The sequence below is a fragment of the Vibrio sp. dhg genome (assembly GCF_003443775.1).
Taxonomy (GTDB): Bacteria; Pseudomonadota; Gammaproteobacteria; order Enterobacterales; family Vibrionaceae; genus Vibrio; species Vibrio natriegens.
Genome location: NZ_CP028944.1, coordinates 1,342,471 through 1,360,136, shown reverse-complemented (window position 1 = coordinate 1,360,136; position 17,666 = coordinate 1,342,471). Strand labels below are relative to the sequence as shown.

Here is a 17,666-nt window from a genome sequence, read left to right as displayed (position 1 = left end):
GATACCTTAATACTTAGACAAAACATCTAAACTTAGAACAATAATCAACCGGTTAGAACGGAATTTATCTCGTAATAACAATACTATTTCATACTTTTTTACCAGTAATGTTTGTATACTCTGCCCCATCATCAGAAATCAACAGTATGAAAATGAACTATCTAATTACTTTCTTTAAAGGAATGGCAATGGGTGCAGCCGATGTGGTTCCCGGCGTCTCTGGCGGCACTATCGCTTTTATTACAGGCATTTACGATACCTTGCTAGAGAGCATTCGACGCATCAACCCAAGGCTTTTATCCATCTGGAAAAGAGAGGGAACGAAAGCGGCGTTTAACCATATCAATGGTTTTTTCCTTATCGCGCTGTTTTCAGGTATTTTCGTTAGCATTGCAACCCTCGCGAAACTGATCACCTGGCTTTTGAACACGCACCCTATTCCAATCTGGTCATTCTTTTTTGGGCTGATTTTGGTTTCGGTTTACCACATCGTGCGTCAGGTAGAAAAACGCGACGCTATTCGCTTCATTACCTTATTAGTTGGCGTTGCATTCGCTTACAGCATTACGGTGCTTAAGCCACTGCATATGGAACCGACAATGGTGAATACGCTGATAGCTGGCTCTATCGCTATTTGCGCCATGATTCTGCCGGGCATTTCAGGCAGCTTCATTTTGCTGCTCATCGGCATGTACACTCCCGTATTAGCGGCAGTAAAAGGCTTCCAAGTAGACATTTTGGCGCTGTTTTTAGCAGGTTGTGTTATCGGCTTACTGACGTTCTCACATTTGCTTTCTTGGTTATTGCGCCACTTTAGAGACGCAACATTGATGTTCCTAACCGGGTTGATGATTGGCACACTGCCTAAAATCTGGCCATGGAAAGAAACATTAACCTGGCGCACAAACTCAAAAGGTGAACAAGTTCCGTTACTTCAGCACAACTTGACGCCGTTTGAGTATGAACACATAACTTCTCAGCCATCACAACTGGTTATCGCCATTGTCATGATGCTGGCCGCGATAGCGCTAGTACTTAGCTTGGAAAAGTTCGCAGATTCAAGTAAATAAATGTCTTAATTTCATTACGGAGCCGATGGCTCCGTTTTTTTCTAATCTACTAAGGTAAATACATTTTCTCGGAACTTGTCTCGTTGAGCATCGCCCAGGTGTGCTACGATGCAGTTCTTATTAAGCCATAACTGCTGAACCTTAATGAAACTGTTGAAGATCACTGGTGTCGCTGTGGCACTGGTCGCGGGGTTTTACGCCCCGACGCTACTAAAAAGTTTGTCGACCTCCTCTGAGCTCAAACCGCTTGATGAATATTGTTTTCTATCTACGGCGGCCTGCGTCCAACAAGACGTAACCATGACACTTAATGTCGATAACACTCAGCCCTTAGTCCCTGCTCTGCTGACTGTGGAATGGTCTGACAGCGAAGCGGAACAACTCGTATTGAGCTTGTCAGGACGTGAAATGGAAATGGGTGAGCCTAAGTTTTTATTAAACAAAGTATCTCCAGGAAAATACATGGGTGAAGTGGTCTTGCCGGTCTGTACTCAAGAGTCAATGACTTGGGTGGGAGAGCTCTCCGACGGACAAGACACCATTTATCCCGCCATCAAAATGCAAAGGTAAGGAATCATTATGAGCCGCAACTGGTCCCTATTTCTCGTGGTCGCTTTCGTACTCGGATTTGGCGCTAAAAGCTATTTGGACAGCCAAGAAGCGATCCCAACCGAACAAACTGAGCCAGCTAAGTCAGAGCAGACGGTGTTATTTGGCGAAAATGACCAGCCAGTTAACATTTTCGACGTTAATGACCCTCGTATTCGTATTGTTTACTTCGGTTTCACACGCTGTCCTGACGTTTGTCCAACCTCGCTGGCCATGCTAGCAGGCGCACTCAACCAAATTGACGAATCACAAAAGGCCCAGCTACGCCCAATGTTTATCTCTCTCGATCCTGAGCGCGATGAAGCGGATGCATCGGCAAAATACGCACACTACTTCCATCCTATGATTGAGGGGCTATCTGCGCCGCTAGACATCACGACTCCGCTGGCACACAGCTATGGCGTTATTTTCCGCAAAACAGAATTAGAAGGCTCTGAGCTGAAATACACACTAGACCACAGCTCCTACTTCTACTTCTTGAAACCTGACGGAACCTTGATCACCAAAGTTCCTCACACGCTGACGCCCGCACCGATCGTCGAGGCAATCTCACAACTCACCTCAAACGATACGTCGACGAAAAGCTAGTCAAGTCACAGAACTCCTGGTAACGACGCAACACTGCAACGATTAAGCGATAGAGGCTCCTCAATGGGAGCCTCATTTATCTCGCTCTATTCTTACTGGCTATTTGTTTCAAAATATAATTCTGTGCTATACCCCTCAAATGTATAGGTGCATTTACGCTATACATTAGTCTCCAAGTTCCAGAGGTAGACAACAACATGCTTAAAGGTTTCAAACGTCTTTTAAAATTCCTGACTCAGGTAAATCCAAATATGGATCAGGATGTCGACACGATTATTGCCGCAATTGGTGGTATCGAGAATGTCGTTGAAACAGGCGCTTGCGCCACACGTTTGAGGTTGACTCTGAAATCAACGGCAGTCGTTGATCAAAAAGCGTTGAAACAACATGGCGCTCACGGCGTAGTGGTTTTAGATGATAAACATATCCAAATCATCTACGGGCTGAAGGCAAATAGCTATTCACAGATAATGGAAGAGCGAATGAGCAGCCAAAGTTAGCTCTGCCAGCATGAGTTTCTCTACCGCAAACGAATGAGAGCGGCTATACTCTCCCCGTCTTATTAACGAACCCAATTATCAACCAACTAAAGAGGACACAAAATGATTGTAATGCAAAACACATACTGGGCATCGCAAGGGTAAACGTCCAAAAGTTCAATTGGTGGCTTAGCCACAACCTCCCTTCTCTGCCCGGTTTTCTCCGGGGTCAAATCTATCCGAATTAGACCCTAATGCAATTTGTATTAAGGCGCTTTGTTGCGTCTGGGATAATTCAACAATGAATAAAACACACACTTTATTTGCAACACTGACTTCAACCAGCAACCCACTCAAGCGTTTAGGTTGGAAACCGTTCTTTCAGCAGCAGCTGACTTTAGACGATTATGAAAACACGCAATTTGCACGAGTGATTGCACATCATCGCAGTGGCTACTTATTGGCCAGCGAGGACGGTAACATCCATCTCAATGCTCACTCATCGTTACCCAGTATGACGGTTGGTGACTGGGTCGTCTTAGATCAGAACCAACAGTTTGTTCGCTTACTTGAACGACGCAGCCTGTTCAGTCGTAAAGCGGCAGGTGACAAAGTGGCAGAGCAACTTATCGCCGCGAACGTTGATACGGTATTTATTGTTTGTTCACTGAATGATGACTTCAACTTAAGCCGTATTGAAAGGTATTTGGCGCTAGCACATGAAGCCATGGTAGAACCGGTCATCGTTCTGACTAAAAAGGACCTATGCGATAACCATGATGAGATAACAAGCCAAGTACAGAAATTGGATCACTTTTTATCTATCGAGGCAGTAAACGGTTTAGACCCTGACAGTGTTGCTAAGCTAATGAACTGGTGTCATGAAGGGCAAACAGTCGCGTTTATTGGATCGTCTGGCGTTGGCAAATCGACGCTCGTGAATGCATTGCTTGGGCAGGAGGAGCAAGCAACCAGTCATATCCGTGAAGATGACAGTAAAGGCCGACACACCACAACGTCTCGCTCAATACACCTTTTGCCATCTGGTGGTATTTTAATTGATACCCCTGGAATGCGTGAACTTCAGTTGGCAGATTGCGAAGCAGGGGTCAGTGAAACATTTTCTGACATCACCCAGCTAGCTGAACATTGTCGCTTTGGCGATTGTCACCACGATTCAGAACCGGGCTGCGCCGTTCAAGCCGCCATCGAAAATGGGACATTGGAACAACGTCGCTTAAAAAACTACCAAAAGCTATTGAGGGAACAAAGAAATAACGGAGCGACTCTAGCCGAGCAAAGAGCTAGAAACAGACAGTTTGGAAAAATGGTTCGCAATACGATGAGTGAGAAGCGTAAACGCTATCAAGATTACTAACGCTTTGACTTTCGTCGGTCAATTCAATTTAAGGAGACATTTGTCTCCTTTTTAATAACTTTGTTAAAAAGCATCATTCATAACCACCAAATTATTGCAACACAAACAACTTAATTTAATAACATTCAGCAAACATTTAATCCAAAAACAAACTAAAACTAGACACAAAATATTACCAAGTTAAGATATGGGCGGTTCAGTCAGAGAATGACTGACTATATAAAAACAGGATAATTGATAATCATGTGTCTTAGTGACCAGAAGCAATGCTCACCCCTTATTTAATAAGGGCATTATCGCCGTGTAATGTGTAGTTATTATTCAATCACTTAGGCATAACATTGCAGGAATGATGTATGCAACATAACAGCCTCGTTGCCCGATATGCTCGTGGTAACCTCGTTCTCCAGATCCTTGTCGGTATTGTCTTTGGTGTTTTACTTGCAACAGTTTCACCAAGTCACGCTCAAAGTGCTGGAATGATTGGTAGCCTTTTTGTTGGAGCGCTTAAAGCGATTGCTCCAATCCTAGTATTTATTTTGGTTGCTGCGTCTATCGCAAACCAAAAGAAAAACCAACACACTTATATGCGTCCGATCGTTGTGCTTTACCTACTGGGCACATTCTTCGCAGCGCTATCTGCCGTGGTTCTAAGCTTCCTTTTCCCAACCACTTTAACGCTTGTAACCGGCGCTGAGGGTGCTACCCCACCACAAGGTATTGCAGAAGTTCTACACACACTACTATTTAAAGTGGTAGATAACCCAGTAAACGCTCTAGTAGAAGCAAACTACATCGGTATTCTTGCTTGGGGTGTTGGTCTTGGTCTGGCGCTGCATCACGCTTCAGCTACTACTAAAGCGGTTTTCGAAGATCTAAGCCACAGTGTGTCTCACATCGTACGCTTTATTATTCGTCTGGCGCCATTTGGTATCTTCGGCTTGGTAGCTTCAACGTTCGCAACAACAGGTTTCAGCGCGCTAGCGAGCTACGCTCACCTGCTAGCAGTACTGTTAGGTGCAATGTTTATCATCGCATTGGTAGTAAACCCAGCGATCGTTTACTTCAAAACCAAACAAAACCCATACCCATTGGTTTTCCAATGTCTGCGTGAAAGTGGTGTAACGGCATTCTTCACTCGTTCAAGTGCGGCAAACATCCCTGTGAACATGGCGTTGTGTGAGAAGCTAAAACTGGATGAAGACACTTACTCAGTTTCTATCCCTCTAGGCGCAACCATCAACATGGCGGGTGCTGCTATCACTATCACAACACTAACGTTGGCTGCAGTTCATACTATGGGTATTGAAATTGACCTATTGACTGCATTGCTTCTGAGTATCGTCGCAGCGGTATCTGCATGTGGCGCTTCTGGTGTTGCAGGTGGTTCTCTACTACTTATCCCTCTTGCTTGTGGCCTATTCGGTATCTCGAATGACGTAGCAATGCAGGTGGTAGCGGTTGGCTTTATCATCGGCGTTATTCAAGACTCAGCGGAAACTGCTCTAAACAGTTCTACAGACGTTGTCTTCACTGCCGCAGTTTGCCGTTCAGAGCACCAAAAAGAACAGCAATAATCGAATTACGATTTAATAGACAAATAAAATGGGGAGCCGATTGGCTCCCCATTTTTTATATCAACTTCGATTACACAGTGGCTAAGGCCACTTCTTCAATTGGGAAATGTTTAGCTGGCTCGATAAACTCTTGCTGAGCGGCGATTGTTTGTAATTCCCACTCGCCAGCATGGAAAGTTGCGCTCAGTACGCCATAACATGCATCATGACAGTGCTGGAAAGCCTGTTTCGGGCTCCAACCCTTGAGTAGCCCAGCAGTAAAAATCGCTGAGATAAGATCACCCACGCCAACAGGTTGTTTGGCAAATTCAAAATGTGGGCGTTTTGCCAGATAAATACCATCTTGGGTAGCCAGTAGCATGTTGAAGCTGCCGTTATCCAGACAGTAAAGGTGTTTGACCAATACTACTTTCGGGCCTTTCGCTAGCGCTCGCTGGCAGGCGGTAATAGCCTCTTCCAACGTATGAATTTCCATTTCTGCAAACTGGCTGAGTTCGAACTGATTTGGCACGATAACATCTGCCATTGGCATCAGACGCGTTAAAAGGTTTTCAGCAATCCCCGGAGCAACGATACAGCCTTTATCAGGCGCGCCCATCACTGGGTCACATACATAAATTGCGTCTGGATTCTTATGCTTAACTTGAGTGACCGTCTGTTCCACTGCGAGGCACTGTTCTGCACTTCCTTGGTAACCAGTCAATACAGCCTGGCATTTTTCCAGAGCGCCAATGTTACCTAAACCACGAACAAGCTCACTGATGTCATCGGCTGAGAACGCTCGACCTGTCCAACCCTCTGCATATTGGGTGTGATTGGAAAACTGCACGGTATGAATAGGCCACACTTCAAAACCCATACGCTGCATCGGAAAGACAGCGCTGCTGTTACCGGCATGACCAAAAGAAACGTGTGATTGTATAGAGAGGATACCCTGCATTGTACCTGTCCTTTTATTTTTGTTATCGATAGTTCAAAGACTGCGGCAAGCGCCAGTTTTGCGAAGCCGCTAGTGTATCCGACTAGCAAAGATTGTTTAACTCAATTCTTAACCATCCCTTACCGATGCCCGTATTTGGCCTTCAGAACCTTGTGCCGGCTTAACCGTGTTGTATAAATAAGAGTTTGCAGGCTGTTAAAGTAAAAGCCTCAAGTGTGAGGCTTATTCAATCATTACGGCTGGAGGAAGTTCTGGGTAAAATCGAGCGCAGCTTTGGAAGGCTGAGAGGAGAATGAAGATTTTGGTGTTGTATCCACCTCATCTGTTATTGACGCATGACGAGAGTTGGTCGTGTATCCTTCGATTGACTGGTCTTGCTCTGGATTAGGCTCATCAGCGATGACATCTTTTAATTCATCTTCATTAGGGAAGTACGCCTCACGTTTATAAACCTTGTTTAACGCACGAATGATAGAGTGCTTTTTTACCACCCCGGATGCCAGCATTCTTTGCAGCGGTTTGGCAATCACCTGTAAGCCCACCACCACATCAACACCGATATTACCCGCGACTTTATCCCGTAAAATTCGAGCTGCTTCGAACCCCATGCTTGCAGAGAGAAACAACCAAATGTAGGCAATAGCGTTGCCAGTTTTGCTCGAATCTTTCCAAGCTTCTCCTGCATAATACATGGCTTCTGCACTGCCGAGCTCTGCAGCACTTTCCAGCCAATAACGGCCTTTCAGCATGCTTTTTTCAGTACCAATACCTTTGGTGTAACACAGTCCTACCTGAATTTTTCCAGCGATACTGTCTTTCTCTGCTGCCTTCATAAACCAATAAAGTGCGTCGGCACTGTGACCCGACGTATTTTCCGGGGATAACTGCCACTCACCCATATACAGCATCGCATCGACACAACCCTCGTCGGCCGCTTCTTCGATCAGTTCATGTCCTTTGGCGACGTTTTGTTCCACACCTCGGCCAAAAACCAGCGCTTTTCCGGTGATAAATTTCGCTTCCAGATCACCTTCTACGCCAGCGATCGCGGTGCGCCAAAAGTTTGCCTGCTCTTTTAGAACCACATCTTCACGGATACGCTCACTCATGCGAACAATGCCGTACATGCCACTGATGTTGTCTAGCTTCGCCGCTTTATCGTACCAATACAAAGCCTGCTTGATATTGTTTCTTTCCGCTTCTTTCGCCAGAAATAAAATCGTCGGTATGTGCCCGGTTTCAGCCTTAAATTCCCGCTCTTTAAGCTCTTGCTCACGAGCTTTTTTCATTGCCTTGCGATATGCCGCCTCACGAGCCTGCCGCTCTACTTCCAGACGTTGTTTTCGCATCGACAGCGAGATCATCCACACAAATATCAGGACAAGTGAAAGGCCAGTTGCCGCAATGGCAATACCCATGCTACTCATAAACCGCCTCTTGTTCTCCATGATATAAATTGACGTTCCCCCATAGGGAAACCCTTAAATTGCTTTTGTCTGAATAGTTTCAGCACTTGGACTTTATATCGGCTACCCGATGAAAATCTGAAGTTGAGAAGTAAAGAATGACGTGATTAAAACTCAGACGCCTTAACTTATTTTTTATCGAAAATTATTAGTTGGTTTTTTATAGAAGGTAGTCACGCTTTTGGGGCTGAGACATTCTCCTCCCCTATCATCCCCCCTTCCTACTCCTATCAAAATTAACATTTTGAGTGTGTGTCACTCCTCTCACTATGCGTCCGTTTTATTAGTTAATTTGTGAACCAAATCCACTGTGTAAGAAAATTTTCATTTGTAAAAAACTAAACAGTCCGTTCTCACATTTTGCTGATGAGTCAGTGTATTAGCATTTCTTTGAACATTTCCTTTCGGCATTTGCACCAGATAGGACGTATGGTTCTTCCGTTCTTTGAGCCGAAGAACTGACGCGTTCTTTATATCAATTCAATAAAAATGGATTTGTAAACGTGGACAAAAAAACATTTAAATTATCAATAATTGCCAAAACCGTACTGCCTTTGATCTCCGTCGCGGTGATCAGCGGTTGTGGTAGTGACAGCACCGACGACAATACCACCAGCCCGAGTGCAGGACTGTACCCTGCGGGAGAGAATGAAGTTGTTGTTTACTATAAACGTGATGTTGCCTCAGCATCTTCAGCAAGCGGCTACGAGGGCTGGGGTCTGCACCTATGGAACGGCGAAGGCTGTACCAGTACTGATTTAGATGCCATGGGCATTACAAGCGGTGGTACTGATTGGGCATCGCCTCGCGAATATGACGGTATCAGCGAAACCTACGGTGCCTACTACGTACTTAAAGTCGATCCTGACGCCGCTGACCCATACGAATGTATGAACTTCATCTTACACAATGGTGATGACAAAGCTTTCGGCAGTGCAAACTCGAAAGTTGAGCTGACGAAGATAGGCGAATCTAAAGGGGTATTTGGCTTCCACGGCAGTAGCGAACTGTTCTACGAACCAATCGAAGAGCGACCAGTTGACGTTGATGGCCAGAAAGCACATTGGTTAGATGCAAACACTATTGCTTGGGAAGCGGCAGCAAATGCTGACTCAATGAAGCTTTACTACAGCCTGACTAACGACATCCAAATGGATGAAGACAAACAGATTACCGGTGGCACGGCGGTAGAGCTAAGCAAAGCAGGTGATTTGTCTGACGAGCTGAAATCTCGCTTCCGTCACCTATCTAGCCTGCAAGCTGCTGGTATCGATGTGGATGACGCTACACTGCGTACGATTCTGAAATCACAAATCGTAATGGTGGCTTACAACGCTGATGGTGATGTCATTTCTGCAACTGAAGTGCAAAAACCAGGCGTACTGGATGCGGTATTCGCTGATGCCGATGCAGGTAACGCGATCGGTCAGGAACTGGGCGCGATTGTTGAAGGCGGCGCTGCAACCTTCAAGTTATGGGCTCCAACGGCTCAAGACGTTTCTCTGATTATCTACGATGAGAATCTGCAAGAAGAATCAACCGTTACAATGACGGAAGACAGCGTAACGGGTATTTGGATTTCCGAGCCACAAAGTAACGTAGTAAACAAGTTCTACCGCTATCAGGTGAAGGTTTACCATCCAACCACAGGTGTTGTGGAAACGCGTATGGTCACTGACCCATACTCATTAAGCTTGTCGCTAAACTCTCTTTACTCACAAGTTGTCGATCTGAACGACGCTAGCTTAATGCCACAAGACTGGAACAATTACGACCGTCCAACCGTTGAAAAAGACGAAGATCACGTATTGTACGAATCACATTTGCGTGATTTCAGTTTCAATGACAGCCAAGGCACACCAGCATATAACGGCAAATACTTAGCGCTAACAGAGCCTGAACGTGAGTCTGTTTCTCACCTACAAGCGCTGAAAGATGCAGGTTTAACAACGCTACACATTCTACCTGCATTTGATATCGCTACCGTCGATGAGAATGTAGACAACCGCGTCGACATCAACGATACCGTTGGCAAACTATGTGGCATTAAACCTGACGCTTCTGTCTGTGAATCAGAAGATGACGCGAAAATCATTGAAGATGTTCTGAACGGTTACGATCCTGCATCTGGGTCTGCACAGAAGCTGATGAACGATCTGCGTATGCTAGACAGCTTCAACTGGGGTTACGACCCATTCCATTACACTGTACCGGAAGGCAGCTACGCAACGAACCCGAATGGAACACAGCGTATTCTGGAATTCCGTGAGATGGTTCAGGCAACGCATAAGATGGAACTTAAGTTGGTGATGGACGTGGTTTACAACCATACCAACGCATCTGGCATCAATGACAAATCTGTTCTGGATAAGATCGTTCCGGGATACTACCACCGTCTAAACGTGAATACTGGTGGCGTAGAAAACTCTACCTGTTGTGACAACACCGCAACTGAAAACCTGATGATGGGTAAACTGATGGTTGACTCACTGAAGGTTTGGGCAAAAGACTACAAAGTTGACGGCTTCCGTTTTGACTTGATGGGTCACCAGCCAAAAGATGTAATGGTTTACGCTTTAGAGCAAATCCGTGAGATTGACCCGAACACACTATTCTACGGCGAAGGTTGGGACTTTGGTGAGGTGGCTAACGACGCACGCTTCGATCAAGCGACTCAGCTAAACATGGCTGGTACAGAGATCGGTACCTTCTCAGATCGCCTACGTGATGCAGTTCGTGGTGGTGGTCCATTTGATGGTGGTGTCGATTCAGATGGTAAACACTCACTTCGTTACAATCAGGGTTTTGGTAACGCGGCATACGCAAACGAAGAAACCAAAACAGATACTGACGCAGTAAATGGTCGTCTGCACAACCAAGATATCGTTCGTCTGGGTATGGCAGGTAACTTGGCAGATTACATCCTTGTCGATTACACCGGTGAAACCAAGCTTGGTAGGAACGTAGACTACAACGGTGCGCCTGCTGGCTATACTAAGATGCCTTCAGAGAACATCTCTTACGTTTCTAAGCACGATAACCAAACACTTTGGGATAACAACGCGTACAAGATTGCGACAGGCATCAGCTCGGCGAATCGTGCTCGTATGCAAAGCGTATCACTTTCAACCGTGATGCTAGGACAAGGTATTCCGTTCATTCACATGGGCTCTGAACTCCTTCGTTCAAAATCAATGCAGCGCGACTCTTACGATTCTGGCGACTGGTTCAACCGTGTTTTCTTTGACGGTAGCGACAACAACTGGAACGTAGGTCTGCCTCGTGAAGACAAAGATGGCGATAACTGGGATCTTATCAAAACGATCATCAGTGACAGCACAGCGAAGCCTGATACAACTGACATTGAGCTAACCAAGCAGCAATTCCTCGAGCTACTTAAAATCCGTAGTTCAAGTGAACTGTTCCGTCTGGATACCGCTCAAGAAGTGATGAATCGTGTCGACTTCCGTAACGTTGGGCAAGATCAAGTTGCTGGTCTGATTGTTATGTCGATTGATGACGGTGTCTCTGCAGGTCAGGATCTGGATCCAAACAACGACGCAATTGTCGCAGTAGTTAACTCATCATCTGAGGCACAATCGTTTACCATCGCTGGCGCAAGCGGCTTTGAACTTCATACCGTGCAGCAAAACTCTGCGGATACTGTTGTTCAAGGAGCAAGCTTCTCTGGAGAAACCTTCACTGTACCAGCGCTGACGACGGCAGTCTTTGTACAGCCTCAAGCTGGCGCGCAAGGTGCGGGTCTGCCTGTGAATACGTCAAACAAAGACGTTTCAAGCATCCCTCCTTACGGTGAAACGGTTGTTTACGTGAAAGGAACAATGAACGGTTGGGCAGACAGCTCAGACTGGGCAATGACCTTCATTGGTAACGGTATGTACTCTGTAACAGGTGTACTGGAAGCTGGTGACCATGAGTTCAAATTTGCAGACACTGGTTGGTCGAACCCAAATATTGGTTGTAGCGCAGCGGATCAGGCAAGTGATTCCCTTGACTTGGGAACAGGTGACAACTGTGCACTGACTGTGACTGAAACAGGTAAATACACCTTCATCCTTAATGCACTTAACGTTCAAGATGACAGCGTAGAAAAACCAGTTGTTTCGGTAACAAAATCAGCAGACGCACCAACGTTTGGCGAAACTGCACTTTACCTACGCGGTGATGTGACAGACGCTAACTGGGCTGCGATTGAAAGCGCGAAGTTCAGCTATGTCGCAAACGATGTTTACTCATTAGACATCAACCTGACTGCGGGCTCGTTCGAAATGAAGATCGCAAGTTCAGATTGGGCTGACGCCACTAACTTTGGCGGTCAGGGCGCAATTGAATTCGGTACACCATTAACGATGGAGTCTGGTGGCGGTAACATCAGTATCACGGTACCAGCCGACGGAAGCTATAACTTCCACTTCAATGCCGCTGATACAACAGCACCAATCGTGACAGTGACGCAAAACTAAGTCATTTACGATACAAAAAGGGGAAGCCATGCTTCCCCTTTTTTTGTGTTTTTATAAGTCCATATTACCCATTGTTTATTTGGCTGGGATTCCCACGTGAGCAGTCAATTAAAAAGCCAAGGGTGCCTTTTCAGATAGGCAATCGCACTTGGCTTCAGAGAAAAGCGTCCAGAAATTTTATTCAGAGACGGTAAAGAATCGAGCTTGTAACGGCGACATCGGGATTAGATACTGGCCATTGCTTGACGTAATGGTCTCGTTGGTAAACAGATCCACCAGAGCACTATTACTCCCTACCGATTCCTCACTCAGTATTACGTTTTTTGCACTTTCTAGCGTGTTCAACGCAAACAATACCTGATCGGTACCAGCTGTCTTTAAGTCGACATAGCTGCCGTTACTCGACAACAGGTTAGCGCGTGAACCTACATATAACGCAGGGTGCGCAGCACGAATTGTCATCAGAGATTGAACATAACTTTTAAGATCAGCCTGATTAGCATCTAAAGTTGCGGTAATCCCTTCAATTTTCGCGCTGCTTCTGGCAACGTGGTCATCACATAATCCCGCCAAAGCACAAGTATTGATGTCTTCTTTTGCAGCAAAACCATCGACTTGTTCGCCAATTTCGTCTCCATAATATAAAGTGATCGGTCCCGAGTAAGCTGCCTGGAAAGCAAATGCCGCTTTATGGCGTAACCAATATTCTGCATCGTTCACATCTGCAATCCCACCCCGTTGCAATAGATCACCAAAGCGCACTAAATCGTGATTGCCTATCATTAAGTTAGGTTGTGCATGACTTGGGTACTGTTGATGCGTAAGGTAACCATTATCCAGCCAGTCTGCCCCTCTGCCGCCTACACCACTTTCGTTTACGGCTAACGTTTCGACAATGCGGTAACGCATCGGGAAATCAAAAGCGGAACACAAGGCAGGATCACTTTCTGTGCCATAGGCTTCATCTGCTATCTCTGATTCCCCTTTCCAGATTTCCGCCACCATGTAGCCAAGAGGGTTCACCTGTTCACCGTCACTGTTGGTGTATGTCACGTTTTGCGAGGCTTGATCCACTGCTTTACGCAGTTGTGTCCAGGCGTCGGTCGGTACCTGATAAGCCTGATCTAAACGCCATCCGTCTATCTTGAGCTCGTTGATCCAATAAGTCGCCACTTCTTTATAAAATTCAAGGCTCTGTGGATAATCAACAGGGTTATTTGATCCAGATGGTAGCAAGCCGGATGGAGAAGGTTTAATTAACCCCGCTTTATGGTGACCAAACACACCATCAAAAAAGACATACAAGCCTCGTCTGTGTGCTTCTTCCACCAGCGTTCTTGCGGTTTCTAAATCACCAAAGTGTGGATCTATAGTAAAGTAATCCGTCGCATAGTACCCCGTGGCATCCAGACGATCAGCCCAGTCATCTTGCCCATCAATGGCTTCAGACTCAAAAATTGGCGTTAGCCAAATTGCATTCATCCCCAAGCTTTGGATGTAGTCCAGTGAATCAATAATACCTTGCAGGTCACCATTGTGATGACTGGTGCCATATCCCGTGGAATAACCAATACTCGTATCGCCATCGACAAAGCTTTCAACCATGATCTGATAAGTCCGAAGCTGATTACTTTGCTCCAATACATTTGTCTGGCAAGCATAGTTACTGACTTCGGGTAAAGTTGCTCCGTTATCACCATCAGATGAATTGCAGCCCGAAAGAGCGCCTGTTACGGCTAAGGCCAGTAAAGATCGATATAGTCGTTTATTCACGTATAATCTCCCAAAAAATAGCCCCAGCATTTTTCACATGCAGGGGCTAATTAAATAAAAATCAAAATTAAACTAACTTAACAGAATATTACTGGCACTTATTTACCATGACATTAAGAGGTTTACCTTCCCCTTCAAACTGAAGGCTCCAGACATATTTCCCGTCTTCTTTAATATCAACTGAAGTATCTGTACCGTAACCACCAAAGGTTAATGGCGTTAATTCGCCAACATTCATTCGATTACCTTTAGCCGTAAACTGAGGGAACCATAACTCTGTTGCATACTGCATTTTAAATGAGCCTGATTTTTCTTGAGTCACAGCTTGGTAGATATTATTTCCTTTGTAATTATATTGGCGCTGAGGCACATGTTTCCAGTCAGAATCTGCAAATGTACCAACGACAAATAACGGTTTCTTAATTGGTCCTTTGTCTGCACTATCTGGGTTATCACAAGCCTGCATGAATGCAATCGCTTCCCCATCAGACATATTCATAACAGGCTGCGCAGCCGTTTCAGACTCAGAGGTAGATTGACAACCAACTAAAGCAACAAGTAAGGCAGCAGCAAGAGAAGTCTTCATCATCTTCATATTCACGTCATTCCTTTTTAATTAGTAAAGCTCGTTAGATCAGAGAAAGTTTAATATTGAGATTCCCTCATGCATGAGGTAATAAAACTTTATCCTGCTGAGCTTATTTACTTGGATAGGTATATTCCCCCGAGCATAAATTCAGGTTAGGAATATTGTTTAATTATTACTCTAATTAGTATTAAAAACAAAAGGATAAAAATAAATATGTGAATGAGGTAACTGTATGTAGGGGTAAATATTCAAACGTTAATTTATTATTTAAAAGGCCAGCCTTGCACTGGCCTTTTTTATTCGATTATTTGCTATTTACCGCTTTAACAAATACATCTTGTGCGCCTTCTATACCTAACTCTTTCGCTTCATCGAGCAAGGTTAAGGCTTTAGGAATATTGTCTTCGGCTACTGCTCTTTCAATTGCACGATGGTAGTAACCGGTTAATTCCGCACCTTCTGGAATATTATCGTTTTTCGCAACAATCTTAGTCGTAACGATATCATTTGCAGTTACCGATAGACGGAACTGGCCAAGAGGGCTGTGCTTTGCAAATGGATCCGCAATATCTGGCGGCTGAGTATGACGCGCTTTAGCATAGGCTTTCGCCGGATGCAGAATCTGAGTACTTCCTTTCAAATCTTCGGAAGTGGTGTAAATCAACACATGAAGGTCATTACCACTCATGTCAGGAATAACATTGAGATCGAGTACGAATTTGTCGTTATCCAACATTTTTGCAGGTACGTACTCAAACTTTGAAAAATCTGCTGAATAAACGGTTTTTCCGTCCGCATTAACCACGATTACATTTGGTGCGTAAAATTGAAGGTCAGTGCTAACGAATGTCTCTAGTTGTAAATCGAGACTGCCACGGTTTCCCGGAAGTGCAAATGCGGCGATAGCGCCTGCACTGTTACCATCCAGTAGCATTTGGCTTTTATCAGTCAAAGCAAAATCAGTAACCACAGGTACATCAAGCGGTACCCATTGAATATCACCAGACTGGGTGATCACCTGTTGCTGGTCATTAGAAGTCATCTCTACTTGTTCTACAGACGCACAGCCAGACGCCAACATGCCCAGCAGTACGGGAGCAAGCCATTTTCTCATTACTGTCTACCTCGACTTTTTTATTGTTTTTGAAATAAATACAGCCAGATAGGTTCTGGCTGTATCATTCTAGGACAATTTAGGACTTAGTGGCTAGATGATTACCACCAAGCTTCAGCTTGTACACCAAATTGGAATGTATCGTCTGAACGACCGCCGTCAAATTTTTGCGTATCGTTGTCGTCGTCAGCTGTTAGGTAAGTAGCGTATAGACGGATTTCTGGACGTGCCCAGAAGCTAGAGCCAGCAGACCAAGCTTGAGCAACAGTCATCTTACCGTAAGTGCTTTCGAAACCATCGTTATCGTCGATTGCGTAACCCGCTTCGAAGATAGTCTTGTTGTTTTCATCCCATTTGAACATTGGGCGAGCAACTACAGAGAATGTTTCCCACTTGTCTTGACCATCCCACATGTCGTTACCAACACCGTACACTAACTGGTGACCAAGTTCCCAGTTGTCGCCTAGGCCAATTACACCCCAGTTGATGATACGGTAGCCGTCTGCACCGTCGTTAGCTTCTGCACCGTACCAGCTACCATCGCCGTAGAATGCGAATGCTTTAGAGTAACCTTCAGTACCGTATTGGAATACTGTTTTGTTAAAGCCAGAGTCTAGACCTTGAGTCAACTCAGCAGTAACCATAACGCCGTTTTTCGCATCTTTAGTGCTGTTAGACGCATCTTCAGTTTCGTTTACGATTGCGTAATCCAGACCCATTTCTAGAGACGCATTTGACCATAGAGAAAGGCCTGCGTAGCGAAGGTCTAGCGTGTTAACGTTTGCTGCATCGCCGTCGTTACCTTCATCAGTGATGTCTGAACGGTCGTTACGAACCCATGCGAAAGATAGTTTACCAGGGCCAGCTTCGATACCTTCGATACCCGCGCCAGCGCCAGAGATGTTCCAGTAGTAGAAGTCAGAGATATGAACGTCGTGACGTTGGTAGAAGCGCTTACCTGCCCAAAGTGTTGCTTCAGGAGCGAAGTTTAGCAGGCCTTTTGCTTGAACGTTGAACTGACGTAGAGCGAACTGTGCATCATCAACACACTCAACTGCGTCGCCAGCGTCGTTTAGACCACAGTTAGTAGAAGTACTTTCCCAGTCATTAGAGCCGTTAGAAGTCATTGCAACCATAGAGTCTACGTAGAACGTTTTACCGTTGTTGTTGTAAACTTCTTGGCCTAGTTGTACTTCTCCGTAGATATCGCCTTCGTTACCAAGACGACCAATTTTGTTCTTTTCAAATGTTACTTGTTGGCCACCGTCACCACTCACGCCAACACCAGCACGCATGTAACCATGAAAATCCACTGCGAATGCAGAGCCAGCAGCTAAAGAAGCAGCCACTGCTGCAGCAATTACACTTACTTTTTTCATTCTTAACTCCATTAAGGGTATTTATAATTCTGTCTTCCCTGCTCGCTCTAAAGATGAATAAAAGGCAGTTTAACTTCACCTAGAGAAAGAGAGGTAAGATGGGAACAAGTCCCCGTTTGTTTCAACAGAATCGAGATTACCCGAGGCGTACAAGGATGACTTCCTCCGCCCTAAACTAAATTAAGGGGGATGAGAAAGGCGTAGAAAATATACCGTATGG

General features: G+C 45.2%; 13 protein-coding genes. 7 read left to right on the top strand and 6 right to left on the bottom strand.

Annotation, left to right across the window (positions count from 1 at the left end; all coding sequences use genetic code 11):
• The first annotated feature begins 152 nt into the window (after positions 1–152).
• The 6 genes from DBX26_RS21780 to sstT all read left to right on the top strand — a co-directional run bounded on the left by DBX26_RS21780 (position 153) and on the right by sstT (position 5,701).
• Positions 153–1,070, top strand: coding sequence for a DUF368 domain-containing protein (locus DBX26_RS21780; RefSeq protein WP_014234989.1), 918 nt, complete (start codon positions 153–155; stop codon positions 1,068–1,070).
• 144 nt (positions 1,071–1,214) lie between these two features.
• Entirely contained in the window at positions 1,215–1,640 is a 426-nt protein-coding gene (locus DBX26_RS21775) for a hypothetical protein (RefSeq protein ID WP_118120873.1), read from the top strand.
• Between the two features lie 9 nt (positions 1,641–1,649).
• A complete protein-coding gene (locus tag DBX26_RS21770; RefSeq protein ID WP_065298073.1) occupies positions 1,650–2,267 on the top strand; it encodes an SCO family protein in 618 nt (205 codons plus the stop codon).
• 197 nt (positions 2,268–2,464) lie between these two features.
• Positions 2,465–2,767, top strand: a complete 303-nt coding sequence (locus tag DBX26_RS21765; RefSeq protein ID WP_014234992.1) for a glucose PTS transporter subunit EIIB — start codon at positions 2,465–2,467, stop codon at positions 2,765–2,767.
• Positions 2,768–3,047: 280 nt separating this feature from the next.
• Positions 3,048–4,124 carry a ribosome small subunit-dependent GTPase A gene (gene rsgA / locus DBX26_RS21760; protein WP_118120872.1) on the top strand — a complete coding sequence of 359 codons (1,077 nt, stop codon included), beginning with the start codon at positions 3,048–3,050 and terminating at the stop codon, positions 4,122–4,124.
• A 356-nt stretch (positions 4,125–4,480) separates the two neighbouring features.
• Complete coding sequence (sstT, locus tag DBX26_RS21755; protein ID WP_014234994.1) at positions 4,481–5,701, top strand: serine/threonine transporter SstT; 1,221 nt, start codon at positions 4,481–4,483, stop codon at positions 5,699–5,701.
• 70 nt (positions 5,702–5,771) lie between these two features.
• Here sstT and pdxY read toward each other — a convergent pair whose 3' ends face one another.
• Positions 5,772–6,641, bottom strand: a complete 870-nt coding sequence (gene pdxY / locus DBX26_RS21750) for a pyridoxal kinase PdxY (protein WP_118120871.1) — start codon at positions 6,639–6,641, stop codon at positions 5,772–5,774.
• Positions 6,642–6,874: 233 nt separating this feature from the next.
• Positions 6,875–8,068, bottom strand: a complete 1,194-nt coding sequence (locus DBX26_RS21745; RefSeq protein WP_118120870.1) for a tetratricopeptide repeat protein — start codon at positions 8,066–8,068, stop codon at positions 6,875–6,877.
• A 542-nt stretch (positions 8,069–8,610) separates the two neighbouring features.
• Here DBX26_RS21745 and pulA point away from each other — a divergent pair.
• A complete protein-coding gene (gene pulA / locus DBX26_RS21740; protein ID WP_118120869.1) occupies positions 8,611–12,591 on the top strand; it encodes a pullulanase-type alpha-1,6-glucosidase in 3,981 nt (1,326 codons plus the stop codon).
• Between the two features lie 177 nt (positions 12,592–12,768).
• On the opposite strand, the gene DBX26_RS21735 is transcribed toward pulA, so the two are convergent.
• From DBX26_RS21735 to DBX26_RS21720, 4 genes are all read right to left on the bottom strand, one after another.
• Entirely contained in the window at positions 12,769–14,394 is a 1,626-nt protein-coding gene (locus tag DBX26_RS21735) for an alpha-amylase family glycosyl hydrolase (RefSeq protein ID WP_118120868.1), read from the bottom strand.
• Between the two features lie 58 nt (positions 14,395–14,452).
• Positions 14,453–14,959 carry a glycosidase gene (locus DBX26_RS21730; RefSeq protein ID WP_118120867.1) on the bottom strand — a complete coding sequence of 169 codons (507 nt, stop codon included), beginning with the start codon at positions 14,957–14,959 and terminating at the stop codon, positions 14,453–14,455.
• Between the two features lie 298 nt (positions 14,960–15,257).
• Positions 15,258–16,067 carry a MalM family protein gene (locus DBX26_RS21725; protein ID WP_014235000.1) on the bottom strand — a complete coding sequence of 270 codons (810 nt, stop codon included), beginning with the start codon at positions 16,065–16,067 and terminating at the stop codon, positions 15,258–15,260.
• A 101-nt stretch (positions 16,068–16,168) separates the two neighbouring features.
• Entirely contained in the window at positions 16,169–17,446 is a 1,278-nt protein-coding gene (locus tag DBX26_RS21720) for a maltoporin (protein ID WP_014235001.1), read from the bottom strand.
• Positions 17,447–17,666: the final 220 nt, after the last annotated feature.